The 21,491-nt window shown below is 53.4% G+C and carries 22 protein-coding genes and 1 pseudogene; 19 read left to right on the top strand and 4 right to left on the bottom strand.

What is annotated here, in order from left to right:
• Positions 1-4: 4 nt before the first annotated feature.
• The 13 genes and pseudogenes from GW591_RS12350 (at position 5) to GW591_RS12290 (ending at position 11,432) form a co-directional block, all read left to right on the top strand.
• Positions 5-1,090: an ABC transporter permease gene (locus GW591_RS12350; RefSeq protein ID WP_013576775.1), complete on the top strand. Its 1,086-nt coding sequence runs from the start codon at positions 5-7 to the stop codon at positions 1,088-1,090.
• A 38-nt stretch (positions 1,091-1,128) separates the two neighbouring features.
• Positions 1,129-1,809: a D-allulose 6-phosphate 3-epimerase gene (gene alsE / locus GW591_RS12345; RefSeq protein ID WP_013576774.1), complete on the top strand. Its 681-nt coding sequence runs from the start codon at positions 1,129-1,131 to the stop codon at positions 1,807-1,809.
• A 15-nt stretch (positions 1,810-1,824) separates the two neighbouring features.
• A complete protein-coding gene (alsK, locus tag GW591_RS12340; protein WP_013576773.1) occupies positions 1,825-2,769 on the top strand; it encodes an allose kinase in 945 nt (314 codons plus the stop codon).
• Positions 2,766-3,698 (top strand): ribokinase, encoded by a 933-nt coding sequence (gene rbsK, locus GW591_RS12335; RefSeq protein WP_119261920.1) that lies wholly within the window; start codon positions 2,766-2,768, stop codon positions 3,696-3,698. Before alsK ends, rbsK begins: the two co-directional genes overlap by 4 nt.
• Before the next feature lie 495 nt (positions 3,699-4,193).
• Positions 4,194-4,514 carry a hypothetical protein gene (locus GW591_RS12330; protein ID WP_153376503.1) on the top strand — a complete coding sequence of 107 codons (321 nt, stop codon included), beginning with the start codon at positions 4,194-4,196 and terminating at the stop codon, positions 4,512-4,514.
• A 463-nt stretch (positions 4,515-4,977) separates the two neighbouring features.
• Positions 4,978-5,463 (top strand): annotated as a pseudogene (locus GW591_RS12325) (Hcp family type VI secretion system effector).
• An 81-nt stretch (positions 5,464-5,544) separates the two neighbouring features.
• Positions 5,545-5,883, top strand: coding sequence for a polymorphic toxin type 44 domain-containing protein (locus GW591_RS12320; RefSeq protein ID WP_225444900.1), 339 nt, complete (start codon positions 5,545-5,547; stop codon positions 5,881-5,883).
• Positions 5,861-6,262: a hypothetical protein gene (locus GW591_RS12315; protein ID WP_112150859.1), complete on the top strand. Its 402-nt coding sequence runs from the start codon at positions 5,861-5,863 to the stop codon at positions 6,260-6,262. Before GW591_RS12320 ends, GW591_RS12315 begins: the two co-directional genes overlap by 23 nt.
• 163 nt (positions 6,263-6,425) lie before the next feature.
• On the top strand, positions 6,426-7,298 hold the full coding sequence (locus GW591_RS12310) for a carbohydrate ABC transporter permease (RefSeq protein WP_037036696.1): 873 nt from the start codon (positions 6,426-6,428) through the stop codon (positions 7,296-7,298).
• Positions 7,288-8,187, top strand: a complete 900-nt coding sequence (locus GW591_RS12305; RefSeq protein WP_013576768.1) for a carbohydrate ABC transporter permease — start codon at positions 7,288-7,290, stop codon at positions 8,185-8,187. Before GW591_RS12310 ends, GW591_RS12305 begins: the two co-directional genes overlap by 11 nt.
• A gap of 11 nt (positions 8,188-8,198) precedes the next feature.
• The gene (locus GW591_RS12300; protein ID WP_013576767.1) at positions 8,199-9,026 is read left to right on the top strand and encodes a phosphodiesterase; all 828 of its coding nucleotides are present in this window, start codon (positions 8,199-8,201) and stop codon (positions 9,024-9,026) included.
• Complete coding sequence (locus tag GW591_RS12295; RefSeq protein WP_191996245.1) at positions 9,026-10,132, top strand: ABC transporter ATP-binding protein; 1,107 nt, start codon at positions 9,026-9,028, stop codon at positions 10,130-10,132. The genes GW591_RS12300 and GW591_RS12295 overlap by 1 nt, the downstream gene beginning before the upstream one ends.
• On the top strand, positions 10,125-11,432 hold the full coding sequence (locus tag GW591_RS12290; protein ID WP_013576765.1) for an ABC transporter substrate-binding protein: 1,308 nt from the start codon (positions 10,125-10,127) through the stop codon (positions 11,430-11,432). The genes GW591_RS12295 and GW591_RS12290 overlap by 8 nt, the downstream gene beginning before the upstream one ends.
• A 44-nt stretch (positions 11,433-11,476) precedes the next feature.
• Here GW591_RS12290 and GW591_RS12285 read toward each other — a convergent pair whose 3' ends face one another.
• Positions 11,477-12,085 (bottom strand): HD domain-containing protein, encoded by a 609-nt coding sequence (locus GW591_RS12285; protein WP_013576764.1) that lies wholly within the window; start codon positions 12,083-12,085, stop codon positions 11,477-11,479.
• A 338-nt stretch (positions 12,086-12,423) separates the two neighbouring features.
• Here GW591_RS12285 and trhA point away from each other — a divergent pair, with 338 nt between their 5' ends.
• Positions 12,424-13,074 (top strand): PAQR family membrane homeostasis protein TrhA, encoded by a 651-nt coding sequence (gene trhA, locus GW591_RS12280; RefSeq protein WP_112150856.1) that lies wholly within the window; start codon positions 12,424-12,426, stop codon positions 13,072-13,074.
• Between the two features lie 60 nt (positions 13,075-13,134).
• Here the strand turns inward: trhA and GW591_RS12275 are convergent, their stop codons facing one another.
• Positions 13,135-14,427, bottom strand: a complete 1,293-nt coding sequence (locus tag GW591_RS12275) for a lysine N(6)-hydroxylase/L-ornithine N(5)-oxygenase family protein (RefSeq protein ID WP_013576762.1) — start codon at positions 14,425-14,427, stop codon at positions 13,135-13,137.
• Positions 14,428-14,582: 155 nt separating this feature from the next.
• Between GW591_RS12275 and GW591_RS12270 the strand changes: the two genes are divergently transcribed.
• Complete coding sequence (locus tag GW591_RS12270) at positions 14,583-15,464, top strand: PhzF family phenazine biosynthesis protein (RefSeq protein WP_037036707.1); 882 nt, start codon at positions 14,583-14,585, stop codon at positions 15,462-15,464.
• On the opposite strand, the gene GW591_RS12265 is transcribed toward GW591_RS12270, so the two are convergent.
• Positions 15,465-16,334 carry a LysR family transcriptional regulator gene (locus GW591_RS12265; RefSeq protein WP_126125097.1) on the bottom strand — a complete coding sequence of 290 codons (870 nt, stop codon included), beginning with the start codon at positions 16,332-16,334 and terminating at the stop codon, positions 15,465-15,467.
• A 196-nt stretch (positions 16,335-16,530) separates the two neighbouring features.
• Here GW591_RS12265 and GW591_RS12260 point away from each other — a divergent pair, with 196 nt between their 5' ends.
• Genes GW591_RS12260 through GW591_RS12250 form a run of 3 tightly spaced genes read left to right on the top strand, consistent with a single transcriptional unit; the run spans position 16,531 to position 20,258 of the window.
• Positions 16,531-17,733, top strand: coding sequence for a M20 family metallopeptidase (locus GW591_RS12260; protein WP_166860661.1), 1,203 nt, complete (start codon positions 16,531-16,533; stop codon positions 17,731-17,733).
• A 42-nt stretch (positions 17,734-17,775) separates the two neighbouring features.
• Complete coding sequence (locus GW591_RS12255; RefSeq protein ID WP_013576758.1) at positions 17,776-18,570, top strand: transporter substrate-binding domain-containing protein; 795 nt, start codon at positions 17,776-17,778, stop codon at positions 18,568-18,570.
• 2 nt (positions 18,571-18,572) lie between these two features.
• Entirely contained in the window at positions 18,573-20,258 is a 1,686-nt protein-coding gene (locus GW591_RS12250) for a M28 family peptidase (RefSeq protein ID WP_166860660.1), read from the top strand.
• Here the strand turns inward: GW591_RS12250 and GW591_RS12245 are convergent.
• Positions 20,242-20,796: a helix-turn-helix domain-containing protein gene (locus GW591_RS12245; protein ID WP_112150853.1), complete on the bottom strand. Its 555-nt coding sequence runs from the start codon at positions 20,794-20,796 to the stop codon at positions 20,242-20,244. The two genes, GW591_RS12250 and GW591_RS12245, sit on opposite strands and share 17 nt — an antisense overlap.
• Positions 20,797-20,882: 86 nt before the next feature.
• On the opposite strand from GW591_RS12245, the gene GW591_RS12240 reads away from it, so the two are divergent.
• Entirely contained in the window at positions 20,883-21,404 is a 522-nt protein-coding gene (locus tag GW591_RS12240; RefSeq protein ID WP_037036720.1) for a GNAT family N-acetyltransferase, read from the top strand.
• The last annotated feature ends 87 nt before the right edge of the window (positions 21,405-21,491 follow it).

Here is a 21,491-nt window from a genome sequence, read left to right as displayed (position 1 = left end):
CGCTATGTTCGCAAAAAGCAGAAATGTGAGTCTTAAAGCGAAGCCCGATACGCGGCCTCGCCTGAAAATCGCTTCCCTGAAAATAGATAACACCACGCTGGGATTATCGCTGTTATTGCTGGTGGTGATCATCGGTTTCAGCCTGGCGATGCCGGGGCGGTTTTTCAGTGATGCCACCTTTATGAGCGTCGCCTTCCAGTTGCCGGAACTCGGTTTACTGACGCTGGCGATGTTTATCCCGATCCTCAGCGGTGGTCTGAACCTGTGCATTATCGCCACCGCTAACCTGACCAGTTTACTGATGGCATGGGTGTTTCTCACCTGGTTGCCGCCGGATGCCAGCATGGCGATGCAGGCGGTGTGGCTGACGCTGGCGCTGGTTGGCGCAATGATTCTGGCGCTGGTGATTGGCATGCTGACCGGCGCGCTGGTGGCGTATGTCGGCGCCCATCCGATTCTGGTGACGCTGGCGACCATGACCATGGTGAACGGCGTCGGCATCTACCTTTCACGCGGTGCGGCGATCAGCGGTATGCCGGACATCGTGCGCTTTATCGGCGCGGAAACCCTGCTCGGCGTGCCGGTTCCGCTGATTATCTTCCTGCTGACTGCAGCCTTAATCGCGGTGTTTTTAGAACGCACCCGCCTCGGTAAATACATCTACATGAGCGGCAGCAACATCAACGCCACCCATTTCAGCGGCGTGAATACCCACCGCGTGCTGATCGCCATCTACGTGATTTCCAGCATGTTATGCGTGATTGCCGGGCTGATTATGATGGCGCGTTTCAACTCGGCGCGCATGGGCTACGGCGACTCGTATCTGCTGCTGACGGTGCTGGCCATCATCCTCGGCGGTACCGATCCCAACGGTGGCTTCGGCAAAGTCGCGGGCGTGGTGCTCTCGCTGATTGTCCTGCAGGTGATTTCCACCGGCCTGAATCTGATGAACGTCAGCCCGCATTTCAGCCTGGCGATGTGGGGCGCGGTACTGATCGTGGTGCTGGCGCTGAAATTCTTCCGCAGCCGTTATCTGCAAAAAAGGGCGGGGCGAATGAGCGCTGCCAAAGCGCGGGCGGCTCAACCTTAAACAGTTTTTTAAAATTGCCTCTGACTTAGGAAAACATCATGGAATACAAAATTTCTCCGTCGCTGATGTGCATGAGCCTGATCGACATTAAACAGCAACTCGAGGTGCTGAACCGTCGCGCCGACATGCTGCACATTGACATCATGGACGGGCATTACGTCAAAAATATCACGCTGTCGCCGTTCTTTATTGAGCAGATCCGCCCGCATACGCCGCTGGTTCTGGACGTGCATATGATGGTGGAAAACCCGGCTGACTTTATCGAGCCAATAGCCCTTGCCGGTGCCGATTTTATCTGTCCGCACGCCGAAACCATTAACCGCGACGCGTTCCGCATCATTAATCAGATCCGCTCGCTGGGCAAAAAAGTCGGCGTGGTGCTCAACCCCGCGACACCGGTGGAATACATCCAGCACTACATTCATCTGCTGGATAAAATCACCGTGATGACCGTCGATCCGGGCTATGCCGGTCAGCCGTTTATCCCTGAAATGCTGGGGAAAATCGCGCAACTGCGCGATCTCAAACAGCAGAAAGGCTACCGCTATCTGATCGAAATCGACGGATCCTGCAACCTGCGCACCTATCAGGATCTGATGGGCGCGGGCGCGGAAGTGCTGATCGTCGGCAGTTCCGGCCTGTTCACGCTGGACAACGATCTGGATGTTGCCTGGGACAAAATGCTCGATCAGATGCGTCAGGCGCGTCACGCAGCCTGAGGGCAGGAGAGCCGTATGCCGCACTTTCTTGGAGTGGATGTCGGGGGCACCAATACCCGTTTAATGCTGATGGACAGCCAGCAAAATTTTCGCGGCTACCACAAAACCCCGACCCAAAGCTGGGCGGGGCAGTCCGATCCGTTACAGGGGCTGGAAAACCTGATCACGGCGTATTTGCAGGAACAGGACCCGCATAATCAGGTGGCGCAGGTGATGCTCGGGCTGCCGGGCATATTGTCCCGCGACCGCCAGACCGTGCTGTCGCTGCCGTTTATCTCCGCGCTGGATAATCAGCCGGTGGCGGCGCTGCTCTCGCAACGTTTACACCTGCCGGTGGCGATGGACAAAGACGTTAACCATCTGATGTGGTGGGATTTAACCCAGCACAGCGCACTGCCGGACGTCGCCGTCGGGCTGTATCTCGGCACCGGGCTGGGCAACAGTTTGTGGATCCACGGTGATTTTTACCACGGCGCGCACGGCGGTGCGGGCGAACTGGGGCACATCCCGCTGGCGGGGAATCCGTTGCTTTGTCCGTGCGGCAAAACCGGCTGCGTCGAAACGCTGACGTCCGGCAACTGGCTGACCGGCTGGGCGCGGCAACATGCGCCACAAACGCCGTTCGCCGACCTGTTTGTACGTCATGCCGGGCATGTGGATTTAACTGAATTTGTGGCACGACTGGCGCGCACCGTCGCCAGTGAAATGAACATTCTGGATCCCGAATATCTGGTGCTGGGCGGCGGTGTGCTGGCGATGGAAAACTTCCCGCTGGCCGAACTGGAACAGCAGCTACGCAGCCATCTGCGCAGCCCGTATCCGGCGAACGGTCTGACCATTCATTTCAGCGCCGTCACCGACGAGACCGGTTGTCGTGGCGCGTGTCTGGCCGCACAGCGCGTTTTTCCGTCGCAGCCAGCTCTGGCCGCCGGAACATTTTCCTTCAGGAGAGAGGCATGAACAAAGGCAAGGTATGCGTATTTGGGTCTTTCAACCTCGATATCGTCGCAGGCATGGCGCGTTTCCCCAAACCGGGAGAATCCCTGATTGCCCGCAACAGCATGATGGGCGCGGGCGGCAAGGGCGCCAACCAGGCGGTCGCCGCACTGCGTGCCGGTGCGCGGGTGCATTACATCGGTAAAGTTGGTCGCGATGATTTCGGCATGTTTGCCCGCCGCCATCTCGACAGCGCCGGTTTCGACGCCGTCACGTTGTTCTCCACCAGCGAATGCCCGACCGGCAACGCGCTGATTTATGTCGCCGGAGCCGATGCCGAAAACATGATTGCCGTTGATCCGGGCGCCAACCTGACGGTCACCGACGAAGAAGTCGAACAATGCCGTCCGGCCGTCGCCGCCGCTGATATCCTGCTGACGCAGCTCGAAAACAATCTGCCTGCGATTGAAAAACTGATCGGCATCGCGAAGGAAAATGACACCTACATTATCCTCAACCCCGCGCCGTTCCAGCCGGTTTCCGACCATCTGCTGTCGCAGGTTGATTTACTGACGCCGAACGCCACGGAATGCACGCTGCTGACCGGTATTGAAGTCCGCGATATTCCCTCTGCCCAACGCGCCGCCCACGCGCTGCACGCTAAAGGGATCCAGGCACTGATCATCACGTTAGGCACGCAGGGCGCATTGCTTTCAGTCAACGGCGAAACGCAGATTATCCATGCCTGTCCGGCGACCCCGGTCGACACCACTGGCGCAGGTGACGCCTTTAACGGCGCGCTGGCCTCCCAACTCGCCGCCGGCGCCACACTCCCGGATGCCGCGCAGTTCGCATCCGCCTACGCCTCGGTTTGTGTGGAAAGAGCAGGCGCGGCGGCATCGATGCCGACATACGAAGAAGCGCGGGAGAGGATGGGGGTTGTGGTGGTTTGAAGCAGGACCCCTGCGAAGGTTGCGAGTTTTTCTTTACTCCTCCCCCTGCGAAGGGGGATGTTGGGAGGGGGTTTTAAGGGCTTATACCTTCTGTCAAAGCACACTTCAACTTTTTGATTTTGCTTTAATACCCCACCCCAACCCTCCCCTTCGCAGGTGAGGGAGTCGACCGGCGTTATTCCTGCGAGACATCTTCCAGATTTCAAAGTAACTCCCTGTAAATCCATCTAGCCCATTTCATTCGAAAAATGGCAGGAATATAGTCGCTTCGCTGCGGCAAAATCCGTAGCCGGACTTGGAACTCCGAACATCTGGAACTGAAAAAACTTGTGTTTTTTCAGGGGCTACGTGCACACTCAATTCGTGGCTTAGGCAGGGCAATCTTAATGGTTGGCCGGTCGCTAGATCCGGAGTTCCAAACCTGCCTGAGTCACACCTTTAGTTTGGAACCTGAAGGCGTGATGAAATTCAAAATCTAGTACTGGAATAATCATCATGACTGACATGAATACCGAAACCACCCATCCCGAAAATTCCCTCACCGTTTTCCGTGCCCTGATTGCCGATTTGGATCTGAGCCATTTCACCGATCCCCAGCTTTACGATCTCGGCGCTGTCGCGTCTGAATCCGCTGAAGGGCTTTGCCAGGGTTTGCTGTGCCTGAGTGAAGGGCTGGAAAATAGCGAACTGTTGCCGCCGGAAGGCGTTTCGCAGGTGAGCGCCTATCTGAAAGCCTCTGCGCATCTGCTTCCGGCACTGTTTGAGTTGTCAGAGAAGGCGGGGATTGCGTTAACGAAAGCGAAAATGGGGGGGTAATCTTTTGCTCATCCCCATGCAAAAGCTGCGGGTTTTTCTTTGCTCCTCCCCCTGCGAAGGGGGAGGCCGGGAGGGGGTTTTAAGGGCTAACTCTTTTCAAAGCACACTTCAACTTTTTGATTTTGCTTTAATACCCCACCCCAACCCTCCCCTTCGCAGGGGAGGGCGCCGACTGCGTTATTCCTGCGAGACATCTTCCAGATTTTATCTTGAACGTTATTACAACTTTATTTTAACCATATATATAACAATTTACTCACACGTCCAAAATCAATGCGGAGGCATTGGCTGGGATCTAATAAAGATATTCTCAATTTAGATAAAAATTTATTATATTAAATTTGATGATGGTTATTATTGCATATAGTTAAGCGAAAGCATTACTGTTTCAGGCGATTGATTTTTAAATTACAAAGAGGTAGTGTTTGTATGGTGAATTTATTATTTCAATAAGGATATTTAAATGGCAATTCCAGTTTATTTATGGTTGAAAGATGACGGCGGTGCGGAAATCAAAGGGTCTGTGGATGTAAATAATAGAGAAGGTAGTATTGAGGTTACAGGGTTTTCACATAATTTACGATTGCCAGCAGACCCTTTAACCGGAAGCATTACAGCAACGCGTAATCATTCTGCGATGATTTTCCAAAAATAGTTTGATTCATCATCACCTTATTTATATAAAGCGGTTTCAAAAGGCCAAACTTTAAAGTCAGCAGAATTTAAATGGTATCATATCAATGATGCAGGGCAAGAAGTTGAGTATTTCAATATATTTATCGAAGGCGTTAAGGTTGTGAGCATTTCCCCGCTGATGCATGATATTAAAGATCCAACCAAAGAAAAGCACAATCATCTTGAAGTTGTTGAACTCCGTTACGAAAAAATAACGTGGAAACATTGCGATGGGAACATCATGTTCACAGACTCATGGAATGAAAGGGCGTAAATTATGTCCAGACACCCTGTAGAAGGTGTAAATCAACATCCTCCTTATGATATATCTGCAATCATCCCCCCAGGCATATCTATGAGTAATCATATGATGACGGCTCGTTTACACAAAGGTCCATCTGCATTAACTTATATATGCTTCTATAATCAGGTCAGGAATCATGGACCCTGGGACTATAAACAGTTGGGTGGAAAATATGAAAATTTCGGGAATTTTCATTACGGGGCTGTAGGAACAGCAGCAGGTATTTCACCTGGTGTTTTATTAAGAGGTGCTGGCGTGGCTCAAAAATTTGCAGGTACAAATGATCCTGAATGGGATTCTTATGAGGGACCAAACTCCCATTGGGATGATCCTAAAGATCAGACATGGATAAGAGCAGGAATTGATTATGCCAAAAGAACGGGTTTTTAGGAAAATATATATTTTCATCGTGTTGGTTATAGCTTTCCTGGGATATTTAATTAAGGTGGTATTAGATTTTTCACCTTATGAACAGACGATTATACGAAAGGAAAGTATAGGCGAGTTTAATACCCTTTATGTGACTGAAGGTAGTGCGGGTGCAACGACACAAAATACGTATAAATATTATCTTTATCCATCTGTAAAAACAGAGAAAGAGTTTCTGGCGGATGTCAGAGATTATCCTTCTGTTCTTTTTACTTCAGATTCAAATGTCCAAATGCAATTGAAGGGCAGATATCTCTATTTTACAGTTAAAGGAACTATTTATAGTTTTACCAACCAATCTGATTCTGTCTTTATATACCTCAACTCAACCCCATTTTAGTGGGGGTTTTATCCGCATGTTACCGTTCAATCTTAAACCCGACCTCTATTTTGTTCAGTAACAATGCTCATATTTCATTCAAATAACCATCACATTCCCGCCATGTGGCTGACACAAATGCAGGACAGGATAGGCACCTTATTTCGCTGACCGGTACCCTGTAATGCGCCGCACGTTGTTCCCTTATCTGATTTTGCTGCCGACGCTGATTTTTCTGTTTTTATTCACCTATTACCCCTTATTTCAGTCAGCGACGGACAGCCTGTTTGACAGTCGTCTGTCGTCAGACGCGCCGCCGTTTGTCGGTCTGCAAAACTATTTGCGCCTGATCCAGGATTCAGTCTTCTGGCGCGCGCTGCTCAATAATCTGGCGTACATCCTGATGACCGTGGTGCCCGGCATTATGCTGGCGCTGCTGCTGGCGGTTGCGCTGTGGGAAAACACCTCGCTGAACCGCTGGCTGCGTACCGCGTTTTTCTTCCCGATGATTATCCCGCTGGTCAGTGCCGCCACCTTGTGGTTGTTCATTTTCATGCCCGGTATGGGGCTGCTGGATTACTACCTGGCGAAAGCATTCGGGCCGATGAATAACAATTATCTCGGTATGAGCAACAGTGCGCTGATTGCGCTGAGCGTGATCGGCGTGTGGAAATTCGCCGGTTATTACATGCTGTTTTTCCTCGCCGGATTGCAGTCGATCCCCGCCTCGGCACGCGAAGCGGCGCTGATGGAAGGGGCGTCGCGCCCGCAGGTTTTCTTCTATATCACGCTGCCGCTGCTGCGCCCGACCATCAGTTTTGTGGTCACTATCGCGCTGATTTATTCGATTACCCAGATAGATCACGTCGCAGTGATGACACAGGGCGGGCCGAATAACGCCACTACCGTCTTGCTGTATTACATCCAGAGTCTGGCGAATGACACCCATGATTTAGGCAAAGCTTCGGCGGCGACATTCCTGACGCTGGTGTTGCTGTTTGGTTTTTCGATGCTGAATCTGCGTGTGCTGGAAAGAGGAGCTCACTATGAGCGTTGAAACGTCTGAAGCGCCGGTGATGACCGGTAAAAAATTGCGGGCGGGCGTGCGTTCGCCATCGATGTTATTGCGCGGTGCGCGCCGTTCGACACTGCCGGTTTTACTGCTATGCGCGGCCTTTTTATGGATGGCGCCTTTCCTGTGGATGCTGTCGTCAGCATTCAGTGAAAGCAGTTTTTCGCCGGATATGGCCTCGCTGTTGCCGCGCTTCCCGCTGACGTTGCAAAACTTCCGTGATGCGTGGGACAGCGCCGACTGGCTGCGGCTTTACACCAATACCATTTTCTTCTCCTTCGGCACCTTTCTGGTTCAGCTGGTGACGATCACCACTGCCGGTTACGTGTTCGCATATCACGAATTTCGCGGCAAACAGACACTGTTCTACCTGCTGCTGATCCAGCTGATGATCATGCCGGTGATTATGATGGTGCCGAACATGATGATCCTCAAACAGTTCGGGCTGCTCAATACATTGACCGGCGTGATGATGCCGTATTTCGCCTCAGCGTTTGGCGTATTCCTGATGCGTCAGGCGTTTCTCAGCATTCCCCGTGAAATCGAAGAAGCCGCGCTGATGGAGGGCTGCCGCTGGTGGCAGGTGGTGTTCCGCGTGCTGATCCCGATGTCGTGGCCCGCCATCCTCGCCTTTGCCACTGTCAGCATTACCTATCACTGGAATGAATACCTGTGGCCGCTGATGGTGCTTAACGATCCGGACAAACAGGTGCTGACCGTCGGACTGGTGTCTTTCGCGATGGGTGCGGAATCGGGCGGGCAGTGGGGCTTAATTACTGCCGGAACGCTGATGGTGTGCCTGCCGCTGATGCTGGCGTTCATTATTTTTCAGAAACAGTTCCTGAAAAGCTTCGGCTTCTCGGGCATCAAATAAAGGAGTCATCCATGTTTTTAGCTCAGATTTCTGACATGCACTTTCGCAGCCACGGCCGCAAACTGTATGACTTTATCGATGTGAACGGCTGTAACGCCGAAGTGGTCAGCCAGCTTAACGCGCTGGAAGAACAACCGGATGCGGTGGTGATCACCGGCGATATCGTTAACTGCGGTTTGCCGCAGGAATATGAAGTGGCGCGCCGCACGCTGGGCAACCTGCGCTATCCGTTGTTTATCATTCCCGGCAACCACGACGACAAAGCGCAGTTTCTGGAAGCGCTGCATCCGCTATGCCCGCAGCTCGGTACCGACCCGCAAAATATGCGTTACGCCATCGATGATTTCCCGATGCGTCTGCTGTTTGTCGATTCCAGCCTGGCCGGAGAATCGAAAGGGTACCTGACGCTCGAAACGCTGGCGTGGCTGGAAGGTCAGCTGGAGCAGGGCGGCGATAAACCGACGGCGGTGTTTATGCACCATCCGCCGGTGAAAGTGGGTTCGGCGCAGATGGACGCGATTTCCTGCGAAAACGGCGATCAGCTGCTGGCGCTGATCGACCGTTTCCCGTCGCTGGTTCGCGTGTTCTGCGGCCACACGCACCGCCTGATTTTCACCCAGTACAAACAGGCGATCATCACCACCATTCCCGGCACGGTGCATCAGGTGCCGTATTATCATCACAATCCGGCACCGTTTTATAACCTCGAACCGGCGGCCTGCGTGATGCACCGTCTGGTGGATAACACCGGGCTGGTCAGCTATCTGCATCCGCTGTCGCAATATCCGGGGCCGTATCTGTATGACGCGCAAATCAGTTGCCCGGCGGATGAGCAATGATGTCTGGCATTCGTCTGGAAAATATTACCAAACAGTTTGAAGGCAGCCCGGCGGTGAATCAGTTGTCGCTGGAGATTGCCGACGGCGAATTTCTGGTGCTGGTCGGGCCGTCGGGGTGTGGCAAAAGTACCTTGCTGCGCCTGCTGGCGGGTCTTGAAGAGGTCAGCGACGGGCGCATTATGCTCGACGGCAATGACATCTCCGGGCTGTCGCCGCGCGAACGAAATTTCTCAATGATCTTCCAGAACTACGCGCTGTTCCCGCACATGACCGTGGAACAGAACATCACCTTTGGCATGCGTATGCGCAATGAGCCGAAAGATCAGCACCAGGCGCGGGTGGATCGTGTCGCCGGATTATTACAACTGGAGCCGTTGCTCAAACGTAAACCCGGTAAGTTATCCGGCGGCCAGCGTCAGCGTGTTGCGATGGCGCGCGCCATTGTGCGCGATCCGAAGCTGTTTCTGATGGATGAACCGCTGTCGAATCTCGATGCACGGCTGCGCACGGAAGTGCGTGACGGCATCATGCAACTGCATCAGCAACTGAAAACCAGCACCGTTTATGTCACTCACGATCAGATGGAAGCCATGACCATGGCGGATCGGATCGCGGTGCTGGATAAAGGCCATTTGCAACAAATTGGCGCGCCGGAAACGCTGTACGCGCACCCGGCCAACCTGTTTGTCGCCGGATTTATCGGCACCCCGTCGATGAATCTGTTTCTGCTGCCGTGCGCCGCTGGCGTACTGACAGTCGAAAACCAGCCGGTCCGTCTGCCGCAAACTGAACATGCGCAGGCGCTCGATGAGGTGTATCTGGGCATCAGACCCGAACACATCAGCGACCGGCCGGTGGAAGGCGAAAGCCTGCAATTGCAGGCGACGCTGACCTATCGCGAGCTGCTCGGCGCGGAGTATCTGTGCCATGCCGACACGCCGCTCGGGAAAATCCGTTACGTACGTAAAAACCAGCTGCGGGAAAACAGCGGGGACATTCCACAACCCGGCGACCGCATTACTTTGTATTTCTCTTTGCACGACCTTCATCTTTTTTCAGGCCAAAACCAGCAGAATCTGCACCGGGAGAATCACCATCATGCGTAAAGTATCTGTGCTGGCGCTCGCCATCGGCTTTATTGCCGCAGGCACGGCGTCCGCCAAAGAAAATATCGATTTCATGTTCCCTGCACCGGTTGACGGCAAGCTGACCATGGAAATGACCCGCGTTATCAAAGAATTTAACCAGTCACAAAATGATGTGGAAGTGCGCGGGATATTTACCGGCAGTTATGACACCACCAAAGTGAAAGCCGAAGCGGCAGCGAAATCCGGCCAGCCACCGGCGCTGGTGATCATGTCCGCTAACTTCACGGCGGATCTGGCGATCAAAAACGAAATTCTGCCGATGGACGAACTGTTCAAATTCGGCGACCAGAAAGCCACGCCGTTCCTGACGCAAAACTTCTGGCCCGCCATGCGCCAGAACGCTCAGCTTAACGGCGTCACTTACGCAATCCCGTTCCATAATTCGACGCCTATTCTCTATTACAACAAAACGATGTTCGCTAACGCAGGCATTACCGCGCCGCCGAAAGACTGGGATGAATTGCTGGAAGACTCGAAAAAGCTGACGGATTCGGCGAAAGGTCAGTGGGGGATCATGTTGCCATCGACCAACGATGACTACGGCGGCTGGATTTTGTCGGCACTGACCCGCGCCAATGGCGGCCAGTATTACAACGCCGATTATCCGGGCGAAGTGTATTACGACAAACCATCCACCCTGGGCGCGCTGCGCTTCTGGCAGAATCTGGTATACCGCGACAAAGTGATGCCGTCGGGAGTGCTGAACTCCAAGCAAATCAGCGCGGCGTTCTTTTCCGGCAAACTCGGCATGGCGATGCTGAGCACCGGCGCACTGGGCTTTATGCGTGAAAATACTAAAGATTTTGAGCTGGGCGTGGCGATGATGCCTGCCAAAGTGCGTAACGGTGTCACCATCGGCGGGGCGAGTCTGGTGAGTTTTAAAGGCATTTCCGATGACCAGAAAAAAGCGGCTTACACCTTCCTGCAATATCTGGTCAGCCCGAAAGTGAACGGTGCCTGGAGCCGCTTTACCGGCTATTTTTCACCGCGTATGGCGTCTTATGACACACCGGAAATGAAAGAATATCTGGCGAAAGATCCGCGTGCGGCGATTGCGCTGGAGCAGCTGAAATACGCCTATCCGTGGTATGCGACGTATGAAACCGTGGCGGTGCGTCAGGCGATGGAAAATCAGCTTGCGGCGCTGGTTAATGATGAGAAAGTCACGCCGGAAGCGGCGGCGGCACAGGCACAGAAAGACGCCGACACCATCATGAAACCTTATGTGGAATCAACGGCACTGACTGTTCCAAAGTAGGTGATCTCGCTCCTTCCCCTTTACGAGGGGAAGGAGCAAAAAAATTACTTCAGCCAGCCCTGCTGATGGGCGTTATCCAGATGACTGCGGATATGCAGCCACAGTTCAGGATGGATATCGGCGATAAAGGCATTACGGGCTAACACCTGCTCCAGACGGATATTGTTCTCCACCCAGCTCTGCCCCTGATTATTCAGGTTCATGATCATCGGCATCACGCGGTCGATCACCAGCGCAAAGCGCGCTTCCGGGGTTTCACCCGCTTCGTATTCATTCCACAAATCCAGGAATTGTGTGTTCAGCGGTGCAGGCAGCAGGCCGAACAGGCGTTTCGCGGCAATGATTTCCTGATCGTGAACTGCTGCGCGGGCAGCGAGATCGTAAACCAGCACATCACCGGCATCGATTTCGACGATGTCGTGGATCAAAGCCATACGGATGACTTTATTGATATCAACGCCTTCCGGTGCGAAAGGGGCCAGGGACATTGCTGCCACGGCGAAATGCCAGCTATGTTCTGCGGAGTTTTCCTGACGCTCAGTGCCTAACACTTTGGTGCGACGTTGCACGCTTTTCAGTTTGTCGATTTCCATCAGGAACTGAAAAACTTCGGTCATTGCGCCGAAATTCAGCGGGGTAGTGGCTGCAGACATACTAAAACCTTAGTCATATTGACGGCATGGTAAACGGCGTTATTTCACTTTTCCGCTACACCTTAGTCGCTTGATATAAAAAAATCATGTTTTTGGGTGCGGAAAATGCATGTGTCTCAAAAATGTAATCTGAATGAATTATAAACAAATTGAATGAATTGAAGGGCTTCACACAACGGGGTGAATGAAATGATGATCTGCCTAAGAGACTGTTACATCAGATAATACTCATTTTAAGCTTACAGATGTACACTGGAATGGTTCTCAGTTAATCTGATTCTGTTGAACCGTTTTATTAACAATCATTTTCCCTTTTTTGTCTTGAGGATTCTCAACGTATGGGTAAGTTGTCTCCATCCCCACAGGGATATCCGTGGGCCGAAGAAATTGCCAACAGCCTGAGTCACGGCGTTGGTCTGGTTTTCGGGATTGTCGGGCTGGTGCTGTTGCTGGTTCAGGCAGTTGGCGATAACGCCAGCGCCATGGCGATCACCAGTTATAGTTTGTACGGCGGCAGCATGATTTTGCTGTATCTGGCCTCCACGCTGTATCACGCGATACCGCATCAGAAAGCCAAATACTGGCTGAAAAAACTTGATCACTGCGCGATTTATTTGCTGATCGCCGGAACCTACACACCGTTCCTGCTCGTCGGGCTCAATTCCCCGCTGGCGAAAGGATTAATGGCGGTGATCTGGGGGCTGGCACTGTTCGGCGTGATTTTTAAACTGGCATTCGCGCACCGTTTTGAGGTGCTTTCGCTGGTCACCTATCTGACGATGGGCTGGCTGTCACTGATTGTGATTTATCAGCTTGCGACCACACTTTCTCTTGGCGGTGTGATATTGCTGGCGCTGGGCGGCGTGATATACACGCTGGGCGTTATTTTCTACGCCTCGAAACGCTTTCGGTTCGGCCACGCGATCTGGCACGGATTTGTGCTCGGCGGCAGCGCCTGCCACTTTTTAGCCATCTATTTTTATGTCTGATGTGTTTAATTCAATTCAGTAAAGGAAAGCGGAGCCTGATGCTCCGCTTTTTTGTGCCTGCTATTTCTTACCCGCGTCGTCCGACCACCATTGCACCAGTGAAGGCACCGGCCGCAGATCGTAATGCGCTTCGCCCAGCAGATGATTGAGGATTTTCGCCGATCGCCACGCAGTCAGTGTCAGTTGCCCCTCGGCGCTGCCGTGGCTGTGAATACCGGCATTCACCGCGTAAATGCGGTTCTGCTCCGGGCCGTCCCAGCGCAGATTGAAATTCGGCTGCAGCGGCAGATGCTGCTCGCGGTCATAAGGAATACGATCCAGCAATGGCTCGAGATAATCCGGCAAACCGGGACGGTAGCCGGTTGCCAGGATCACAATATCGGCACTGAAATGTTCCTCGCATTTTTCCAGCCCGTGTTTTGCCTGCAAACTGAAATCGCCAGCCGCATTACGCACGATATGATCCAGTGCACGGTGCGGCAACAAACGTACATTACGCCGCTGATGCAGCACGTCGAAACGGTGATAAAGCTGCTTGTAGATGTCTTCGAGCGTGTGATAACTGATGCCATCAGAGGGCAGTTTTTGTGTTTCGATTTCCTGCTCGCGCACCTCTTCCGGCAGCGTATAAAAGTAATTCACATACTCCGGCGTGAAATACTCATTGGTGAAAATGGATTCATCCAGCGGCTGGAAATTAGGGCGTCGTGATATCCAGCTCAGTTCGGTGAACTCGCCCCAGTGGCCGCTCAGCGCGTTGAGAACGATGTCGGCACCGCTTTGTCCGCCGCCGACAACAACCACACGTTTACCGGTGAAATCTGGCTCACGTAGTTCTATTTCTGCGGCGTGAAAACAGTTATCACCCAGCGCCGCCCGTGCCGGTTTTGGGATCCACGGCGCATGGCCGGTGCCGAGGCAAATATTGCGCGCGCGGTGCTCGCCTTTTTCACTCTGTACGATAAATTCCTGTCGCTTATCGTCGAAATCAATGCGCTCAACCGGTTCGGAAAAATGCAAACCCGCAATGCGGTCACACGCCCAGCGCAGATAGTCGGAAAACTCATCGCGGCTGATGATCAGCTGTTCCGTGGCCAGAAAACGGTAAATCTTCTTCTGATCAACCAGATAATTAATAAACGAAAATTCGCTGCGCGGCGCAACGGTAGTGACCAGATCCTGCAGGACGTAGGTCTGCATGGTCGCCGTGGGTAATAACATACCGGGATGCCAGCTGAATTCCGGGTTAGCATCAAAGAAAGCGGCGTTGAGTTTTTCTGTGTCTTTTGCCATGGCGGCGAGACTTAAATTAAAAGGGCCGATACCAATACCAATTAAATCCTTCACGGGCATCTTTCTGTTCCTTATGTTTTTAGGATATTTTGGAAACGACGTTATTAAGCATAGGTCAGCCGACAACGGCTGACATTTTTCTCGATAACTTATCGAAATATTCCTAAACTCAGTCAGTTCGCCCTCTCTTTCTTAATGATTTAAAAGGATTTGCTATGACCCGCCTGCGCCGTTTTAAACAAGTTGATGTGTTCACCGCTGAGCCACTCAAAGGCAATGCATTGGCCGTGATATTGGATTCGGAAGGACTGACGGATGCCGAAATGTTTGCGATGGCCCGCTGGACCAATCTGGCGGAAACGGCGTTTGTGCTCAAACCGGTTTCACCCGAAGCGGATTACCGTGTGCGGATTTTTACGACCGACAAAGAGCTGCCGTTCGCCGGACATCCGACGCTGGGCACGGCGTACGCGCTGTTGCAAAGCGGGCTGAAGCCAAAAAACGCGGGATATCTGGTGCAGGAATGCGGTGTCGGGCTGGTGCAGGTGAAGCAACTGGCAGATGGCGGTCAGGCATTTTCCGCGCCGCCTGCGCAGATGAAACCGCTGGCGGCTGAACATCACACCTTGCTGGAAACCGCGCTGCGCGGCGGTAATATTCAGGCTGATGTCATGCCGGTTGCGGTTGATATGGGCATCATCTGGCTGGTCGTACGGATGGAAAGTGCGCAGGATTGCCTGAACATCACCGCCGATGCCGCGGCAGTCAGCCAGCTACAAAAACAACTCGGGATTAACGGTATCGCGGTCTATGGTTTACACGATAAAAATGGCCCGGCGGATTATGAAGTGCGGGCGATTATCGATGAGGACGGTGTGCTGAAAGAAGATCCGGTCACCGGCAGCGCCAATGCCTGTCTGGCCCGGGTGCTGAAAGCGGCGAATTTCCCGGATGGCGCTCAGATGGCACAAACTTACCGCGTGCGGCAGGGCACCAAACTCCAGCGCGATGGCCGCGTGACGGTCACGTTTGTGGATGGCGAACCCTGGATCGGTGGCGATACCTGTACGCTGATCGACGGCACGTTAGATCTCTGATCAGCGGGGCGTCAGCCCGTGCTGTGCCGTCTGTAACAGATGAATAAATGCCTGCATGTACGGCGTGGCGTTCAGGTTATGGCGGTGCAGCAGCCAGGTGCGGTTTTTTACCGTCGCGCCGTCCACGTTAATCGGGCGGCGGTAAAAATGCTCCGGCAGCGGTAAATAAGTGGCGACAATCGCGTAACCCAGCCCGTGTTCCACCATCGCCATGCACACTTCCAGTTTGTCGACTTCCATCGTGATAGTCGGCGCATGGGAAAAGTTGGCATTCCACCAGCGCTCAATCAGTTGTGTCACGTGCGGGCCGTGATGAATTTTTATCTGCGGCATGTGCGGCAGCAGGGCGAAATCAAAATCCTGACTGTTGATCAGCACGTAATCATCTTCCTCAATCAGATGCTTGCCTTCCTTCCAGTTAAAATCGTCCTTGACCAGCGCCATATCAATTTCCCCGCGCAACAGTTTCTGAATGATTTCCTCGCTAAAACCACTCATCAGATTCACGCGGATCCCCGGATGCGTCTGCCGGAACTGGCTGAGTAATGGTGGCAGACGGTACGCTGCATAGTTGCTCGACACGCCCAGCGAAATCTCTCCCTGCTGTTCCTGATCCAGACTGTGCAGATTGAGTTTCAGTTGCTGTAAATCGTTGAGCACGGTCAACGCGTGTTGCGCGAGATATTCCCCCTGCGCGCTGAAAACCAGTCCTTTTTGTCCTTCTTCAAACAGACGGATCGCCAGCTTGCGTTCAATCTGGCGCAAACGGTAACTGAGTGCGGGCTGAGAGGTATAAAGCTGCTCTGCCGCCCGGGTAATGTTTTTATGCTGATATACCGCCCGCAATATCAGCCAGTCTTTCTCGTTCATCGTTTTCCGCTGCCAGTAAAATCCCTCAGTCATAAAATAATTTTTGCGTAAAAGACGCAACAGATAAAAAGGCTCAATTTGACCGAAAACGTCAAAAGCCCTATTTCTGTAAGGCACAGAGACGACTTATCGCAGTGCCAGATTGTATTCATCCGAAAATATTTTTTGGTTTTTTGCACCATCGCAGGGAATAAACATGTCGAATTGCACTACATCAGTTCATCACGCCGGGGAACAGAAAACTCAGATTATTGCGGCTGTGGATTCACTCGCCGCGCAGGCCAGCGCGCTGGCAATGAATATTCATGCCAACCCTGAACTCAGCTTTGAGGAAGTCGAATCCGCAGCGGCACTGATTGCACCACTGCGCGCGGCGGGGTTTGAGATTGAGGAACAACCTGGCGGCCTGGCGACGGCGTTTCGCGCAACCTATGACAGTGGCAAGCCGGGTCCGGTGATCGCGTTGCTGGCGGAATACGATGCGCTGAAGGATCTGGGGCATGCCTGCGGACATAACCTGATTGGCACGGCATCCGTGACGGCCGCGCTGGCGCTGAAACAGCAATCGCATCTGCTGACCGGCAGGCTGGAAGTGATCGGCACACCGGCAGAAGAAGAGGGCGGCGGCAAAATTATTCTCAGCGAGAAAGGCATTTTCGACCATGTGGACGCCGTAATGATGTTCCATCCGCGCGACAAAACCATGGTGGTGCGCGGCGGGCTGGCGTGTGTCGATGCGGTGTTTAAGTTCTATGGCAAAGCGGCGCATGCGGCGTCGGCACCCCAAAACGGCATCAGCGCACTCGATGCGGTGATCCACACTTTCAACGGCATTAACGCCCTGCGTCAAATGTTCACCGACGATGTGCGCGTGCACGGCATCATTTCCGACGGCGGCAGCGCGACCAATATTGTTCCGGCTTATGCGGAGGCGAAGTTCCTGATGCGGGCCAGTACGGTCAGAGGGCTGAGCATTGTTAAACAAAAAGTGTTTGATGCGGCACAAGGCGCGGCGCTGATGGCCGGTGCGCGGCTGGAAGTTGAAGAAGGGCTGACCTACGCCGAGCGCAATAACAATCTGACGCTGGCGGAATACTTTAAACAGAATCTGGACATTCTGGGTGTGGAAGTGGTTCCGCCGCCGCTCAGTGGCGGGATCGGTTCTTCGGATATCGGCAATGTCAGTCAGATAACAGCGGCGATCCACCCGTATATCCGTATCGGTGATGTGCTGCCGCATACACCGGAATTTGCCAAAGCGGCCGGTTCCGGGGCCGGTTTGCAGGCCATGTTGCAGGCGGCAAAAGCGCTGGCGATGACGACAGTGGATTTGTGTCAGGACGGCGCAAAACTTCAGGCCGTGCGGGAAGAGTTTTTAAACTGGAAGTCTCATTTTTAACTTAACAATCAAAATAATAACCTTGGGTAAGAGGACAGGATAATGATGAAAAAAACACTGGCAGCTGCCGTTATGGCACTGACGTTTGGCAGTGCGCTGGCACATGCCGAAGGCGAAACTTTGCGTGTCGGCGCAGATTTAAGTTATCCGCCATTCCAGTTCCGTGATGCGGCGGGCACGCCGACCGGCTTTGAAATTGACGTCACCAATGCCATCTGCAAAGAGATGAAAGTGAAATGTGACTATGTGGTCAGCAGCTTTGACGCTGAAATTCCTTCGCTGATCGCCAAAAAAGTGGATTTCATTTCGCCGCAGGGTGCGACCGAAAAACGTCGCAAAGTGATCGACTTCAGCGATTTTGTGTATCACATCCCGACCAAACTGGTGGTGCAAAAAGGCAGTCCGCTGTTGCCGACGCCGGAATCGTTGCAGGGCAAGCGTATCGCGGTTCAGCAGGGGTCGATTCAGGAAATGTATGCCAATACTTTCTGGCAGCCGAAAGGGGTGGATGTGGTGGCATATGCCGATCAGGACACCATTTATCAGGATCTGGTGGCCGGTCGTTTAGACGGCGCGCTCAGCCCGGCGGTGGCGGTGACCTTTGGTTTCCTCAACAAACCGGAAGGCAAGAATTTTACCCTGACCGGCCCGGAAGTGCGCGACGACAAACTGTTCAGTATCGGTTCGTCGTACGGTCTGCGTAAAGGCGACGACCATATCAAAAAACTGCTCAATGACGGGCTGGCGAAAATCATTGCCGACGGCACCTGGGAAAAGATTAAGACGCAATACTTCGGTCCGCTGGATATATCCGTTCATCAGGAAAAGGCTAAATAATCATGAGTTTGTGCCCGCCTGTTCGTGAGCATTTGTTACCGCTGATGGATGACCTGTTGCGCGAGTTTTCCGGGTTGCACCGGCTTTCCGGCTGCGATGATGCACAACGGGCGGCGCAGCACATGGTGTCTGTGTTGCAGGATCACGGACTGGATGCGCGGCTGATGCAGTGCCCGCTGTATCTCAGCGATCCCCTGGCCGGAAGATTGCGGCTGCCTGAATTTCCGCAATGGCAGTGCGACGCCAAAACCCGTTCGTTCTCGGCCCATTTTCCGCAGGGCGTGGAAGCACAGGGTTATCACGATGACGGCGCCTGTCAGCCGCGTACCGATCTTGAATGGCAACGTTGGGCGCAGGACGTAAAAGGCAAAATTGTGATTGCGGGGCAGGGCTTTGAAGATTACGTGCAACGCCTGTGCGCTGCAGGTGCCGCCGGACTTATCCATATCTGGGGGTCGGCTGAAACCGCACTGCATGAAGAAACCGTCGGGCCGGTCTGGGGGACGCCGGAACCGGATGATTTTCTGCGTTATCCGCGCTTGCCGGTGATTTCCGTTAATCATCAGGATGGTCAGCGTTTGCTGGCGCAGTATCAGCAACACCCGCTGATGACGCTGGAAATCGCCACGGAATTGAATTTTCACGTTGCTGAATGCAGCATGCCGGTGGTGGAAATTCCCGGCCGTTCGCCGGAGTTCGTTCTCCTTTCTTCACATTATGATTCCTGGCACGAAGGCGTCACGGATAACGCGACCGGTAATGCGCTTTGTCTGGCGATGGCAATTCATATTCATCAGCAACCACAAACGTTGCTGCGCGGACTGCGGATTATCTGGTGGCCCGGGCATTCCAATGCCCGTTATGGTGGCTCGACCTGGTACGCTGACAACTACCGCCAGCAACTGAAACAGCATTGCGTGGCGCATATTAACGTCGATTCGCCGGGGTGTAAGGATGCGGTGAATGTTGTGCTCAATGCCAGTGGTGCGGAATCACAGACCTTTTTAAATGCGGCGGTGAAAGCCGTGACCGGTGAACCGGCGCAGCGCATTACCCCCCTGGGCAAAGGCGGCGATCAGTCATTCTGGGGGTGCGGTCTGCCACTGCATTTTGCCTTTCGTGAAGTCCCGCTGGAAAAAAACAGTCAGTCGCCGGGCAGCGGCGGCGGCTGGTGGTGGCACACGCAAGACGACACTTACGATAAAGTGGATCTGAATATTCTCTGGCGCGATACGCAAATCCACGCGCACTGGCTGGAAGGCCTGCTGACACAACCCGCGCTGCCGCTTGATCCGCTGGCTTACCTGAACGGTTTGCAGCAATCGCTGGCAGAACTCGCCGCCACAATTTCACCTGAATTTGATCTCTTTACCGTGGCTGAAAAATTACAACAATTACAGCCTGTTTTGAGCGAACTGACCACGAACTGGCAGGCGGATCCGCAGACCTGGCAGCGGCAACTGAAACAGGCGATCGCCGGTTTACATCGCCTGCGTTACAGCTCCGTGGATGACTTCCATTACGATCTGAGTTATCGCGGCGGTGCGTTCCCCGGTTTTCAGGAACTGGCTGCACGGCGGGAAGATACCTCGCCGGAAATGTGGCTGATGATGGCAACGCGCTTTCGCCGTCAGCGTGACCGTGCGCTGGCGCTGCTGGACAGCGTGGAGGCTATTTGTCGCTCATGACCAGCAGATACCGGCAGGGCTTGGTGCCGGGATTACTGAATGTGATGGGCAAATCAACGCCGAACGTCAGCGCATCACCCGCGGTTAACGCATATTTTTCAGCACCATAATCAATCGTCAGCGACCCCTCCACCATCCATAAACGTTGTTTATAGGCCTGATGGCTCCAGCCCGGATAACTGACGCGAGCCGCCGCTGGCAGCGTAATTTCGACCAGTTCCGCGCCGCCGTTTTCCTCATGCGCCGTCACCTGACGGCGCAGATAACCGATATCCGGATCCTGCCAGACTTCCTGCTGCGCCAGCGGGCGCAAGGGTGCAGGCTGCTCGTTATCTTCTGACAGCAACTGCGCCAGCGACACGCCCAGACTGGCCGCGAGGCGGCCTAACAGACTGGCGCTCGGGCTGCTGTCCTGCCGCTCAATTTTCGAAATCATTGCCTTACTGACGCCCGAACTGCTGGCCAGTTGTTCGAGGCTTAAACCCTGAGATTTTCGCAAAGCCTGCAGGCGCGTGGCGATCAATTGGTCGATTGACATGAGGTAAGTTCCGTTGTTTACTTTTGTGGAAATAATTCTACTATAGTGGAATTGAGTGCATAACGGAAGCCACCGGGGAACGACTGATGAAAATGATTACCTGCACTGAACGCCAGCATGCTGTCGCAATTTTGGATATCTTTAATGATGCGATTCTGACATCTACGGCGCTTTATGATTATAAGCCACGCCATATCGACAGCATGACATCGTGGTTTGCCACTAAACTGACCCATAACTTTCCGGTGATTGGGCTGGAAGACGCGCAGGGGACGTTACTGGGTTTTGCCAGTTATGGCACGTTCCGCGCCTGGCCTGCGTATAAATATTCGGTCGAGCATTCGATTTATATCCATAAAGATCATCGTGGAAAAGGGTTGGGAAAAATCCTGCTAAGCGCACTGGTGGAAGCTGCCCGTGAACGGGGCGTGCATACGCTGATTGGCGCCATTGATGCGGCTAACAGTGGCAGTATTGCCCTGCACGAAAAAAATGGATTCAGTCATACCGGCACGATTAAACAGGCGGCTTTCAAATTTGATCGCTGGCTGGATCTGGCTTTTTATCAGATGATCCTCGAAACGCCCTTAAAACCGGTTGCAGGCTGAGGGCGCCGCGCTGAATGAGAAAGCAAGAGCCGGAGGGCGCGGGTGTTCACGGCGATTTATGCTGGCAGTTATCCAGTCGCAAACGTG

It is taken from the genome of Rahnella aceris (assembly GCF_011684115.1).
GTDB lineage: Bacteria > Pseudomonadota > Gammaproteobacteria > Enterobacterales > Enterobacteriaceae > Rahnella > Rahnella aceris.
The sequence above is the reverse complement of the archived record's forward strand: the minus strand, read 5'-3'. Positions and strand labels throughout refer to the sequence as shown.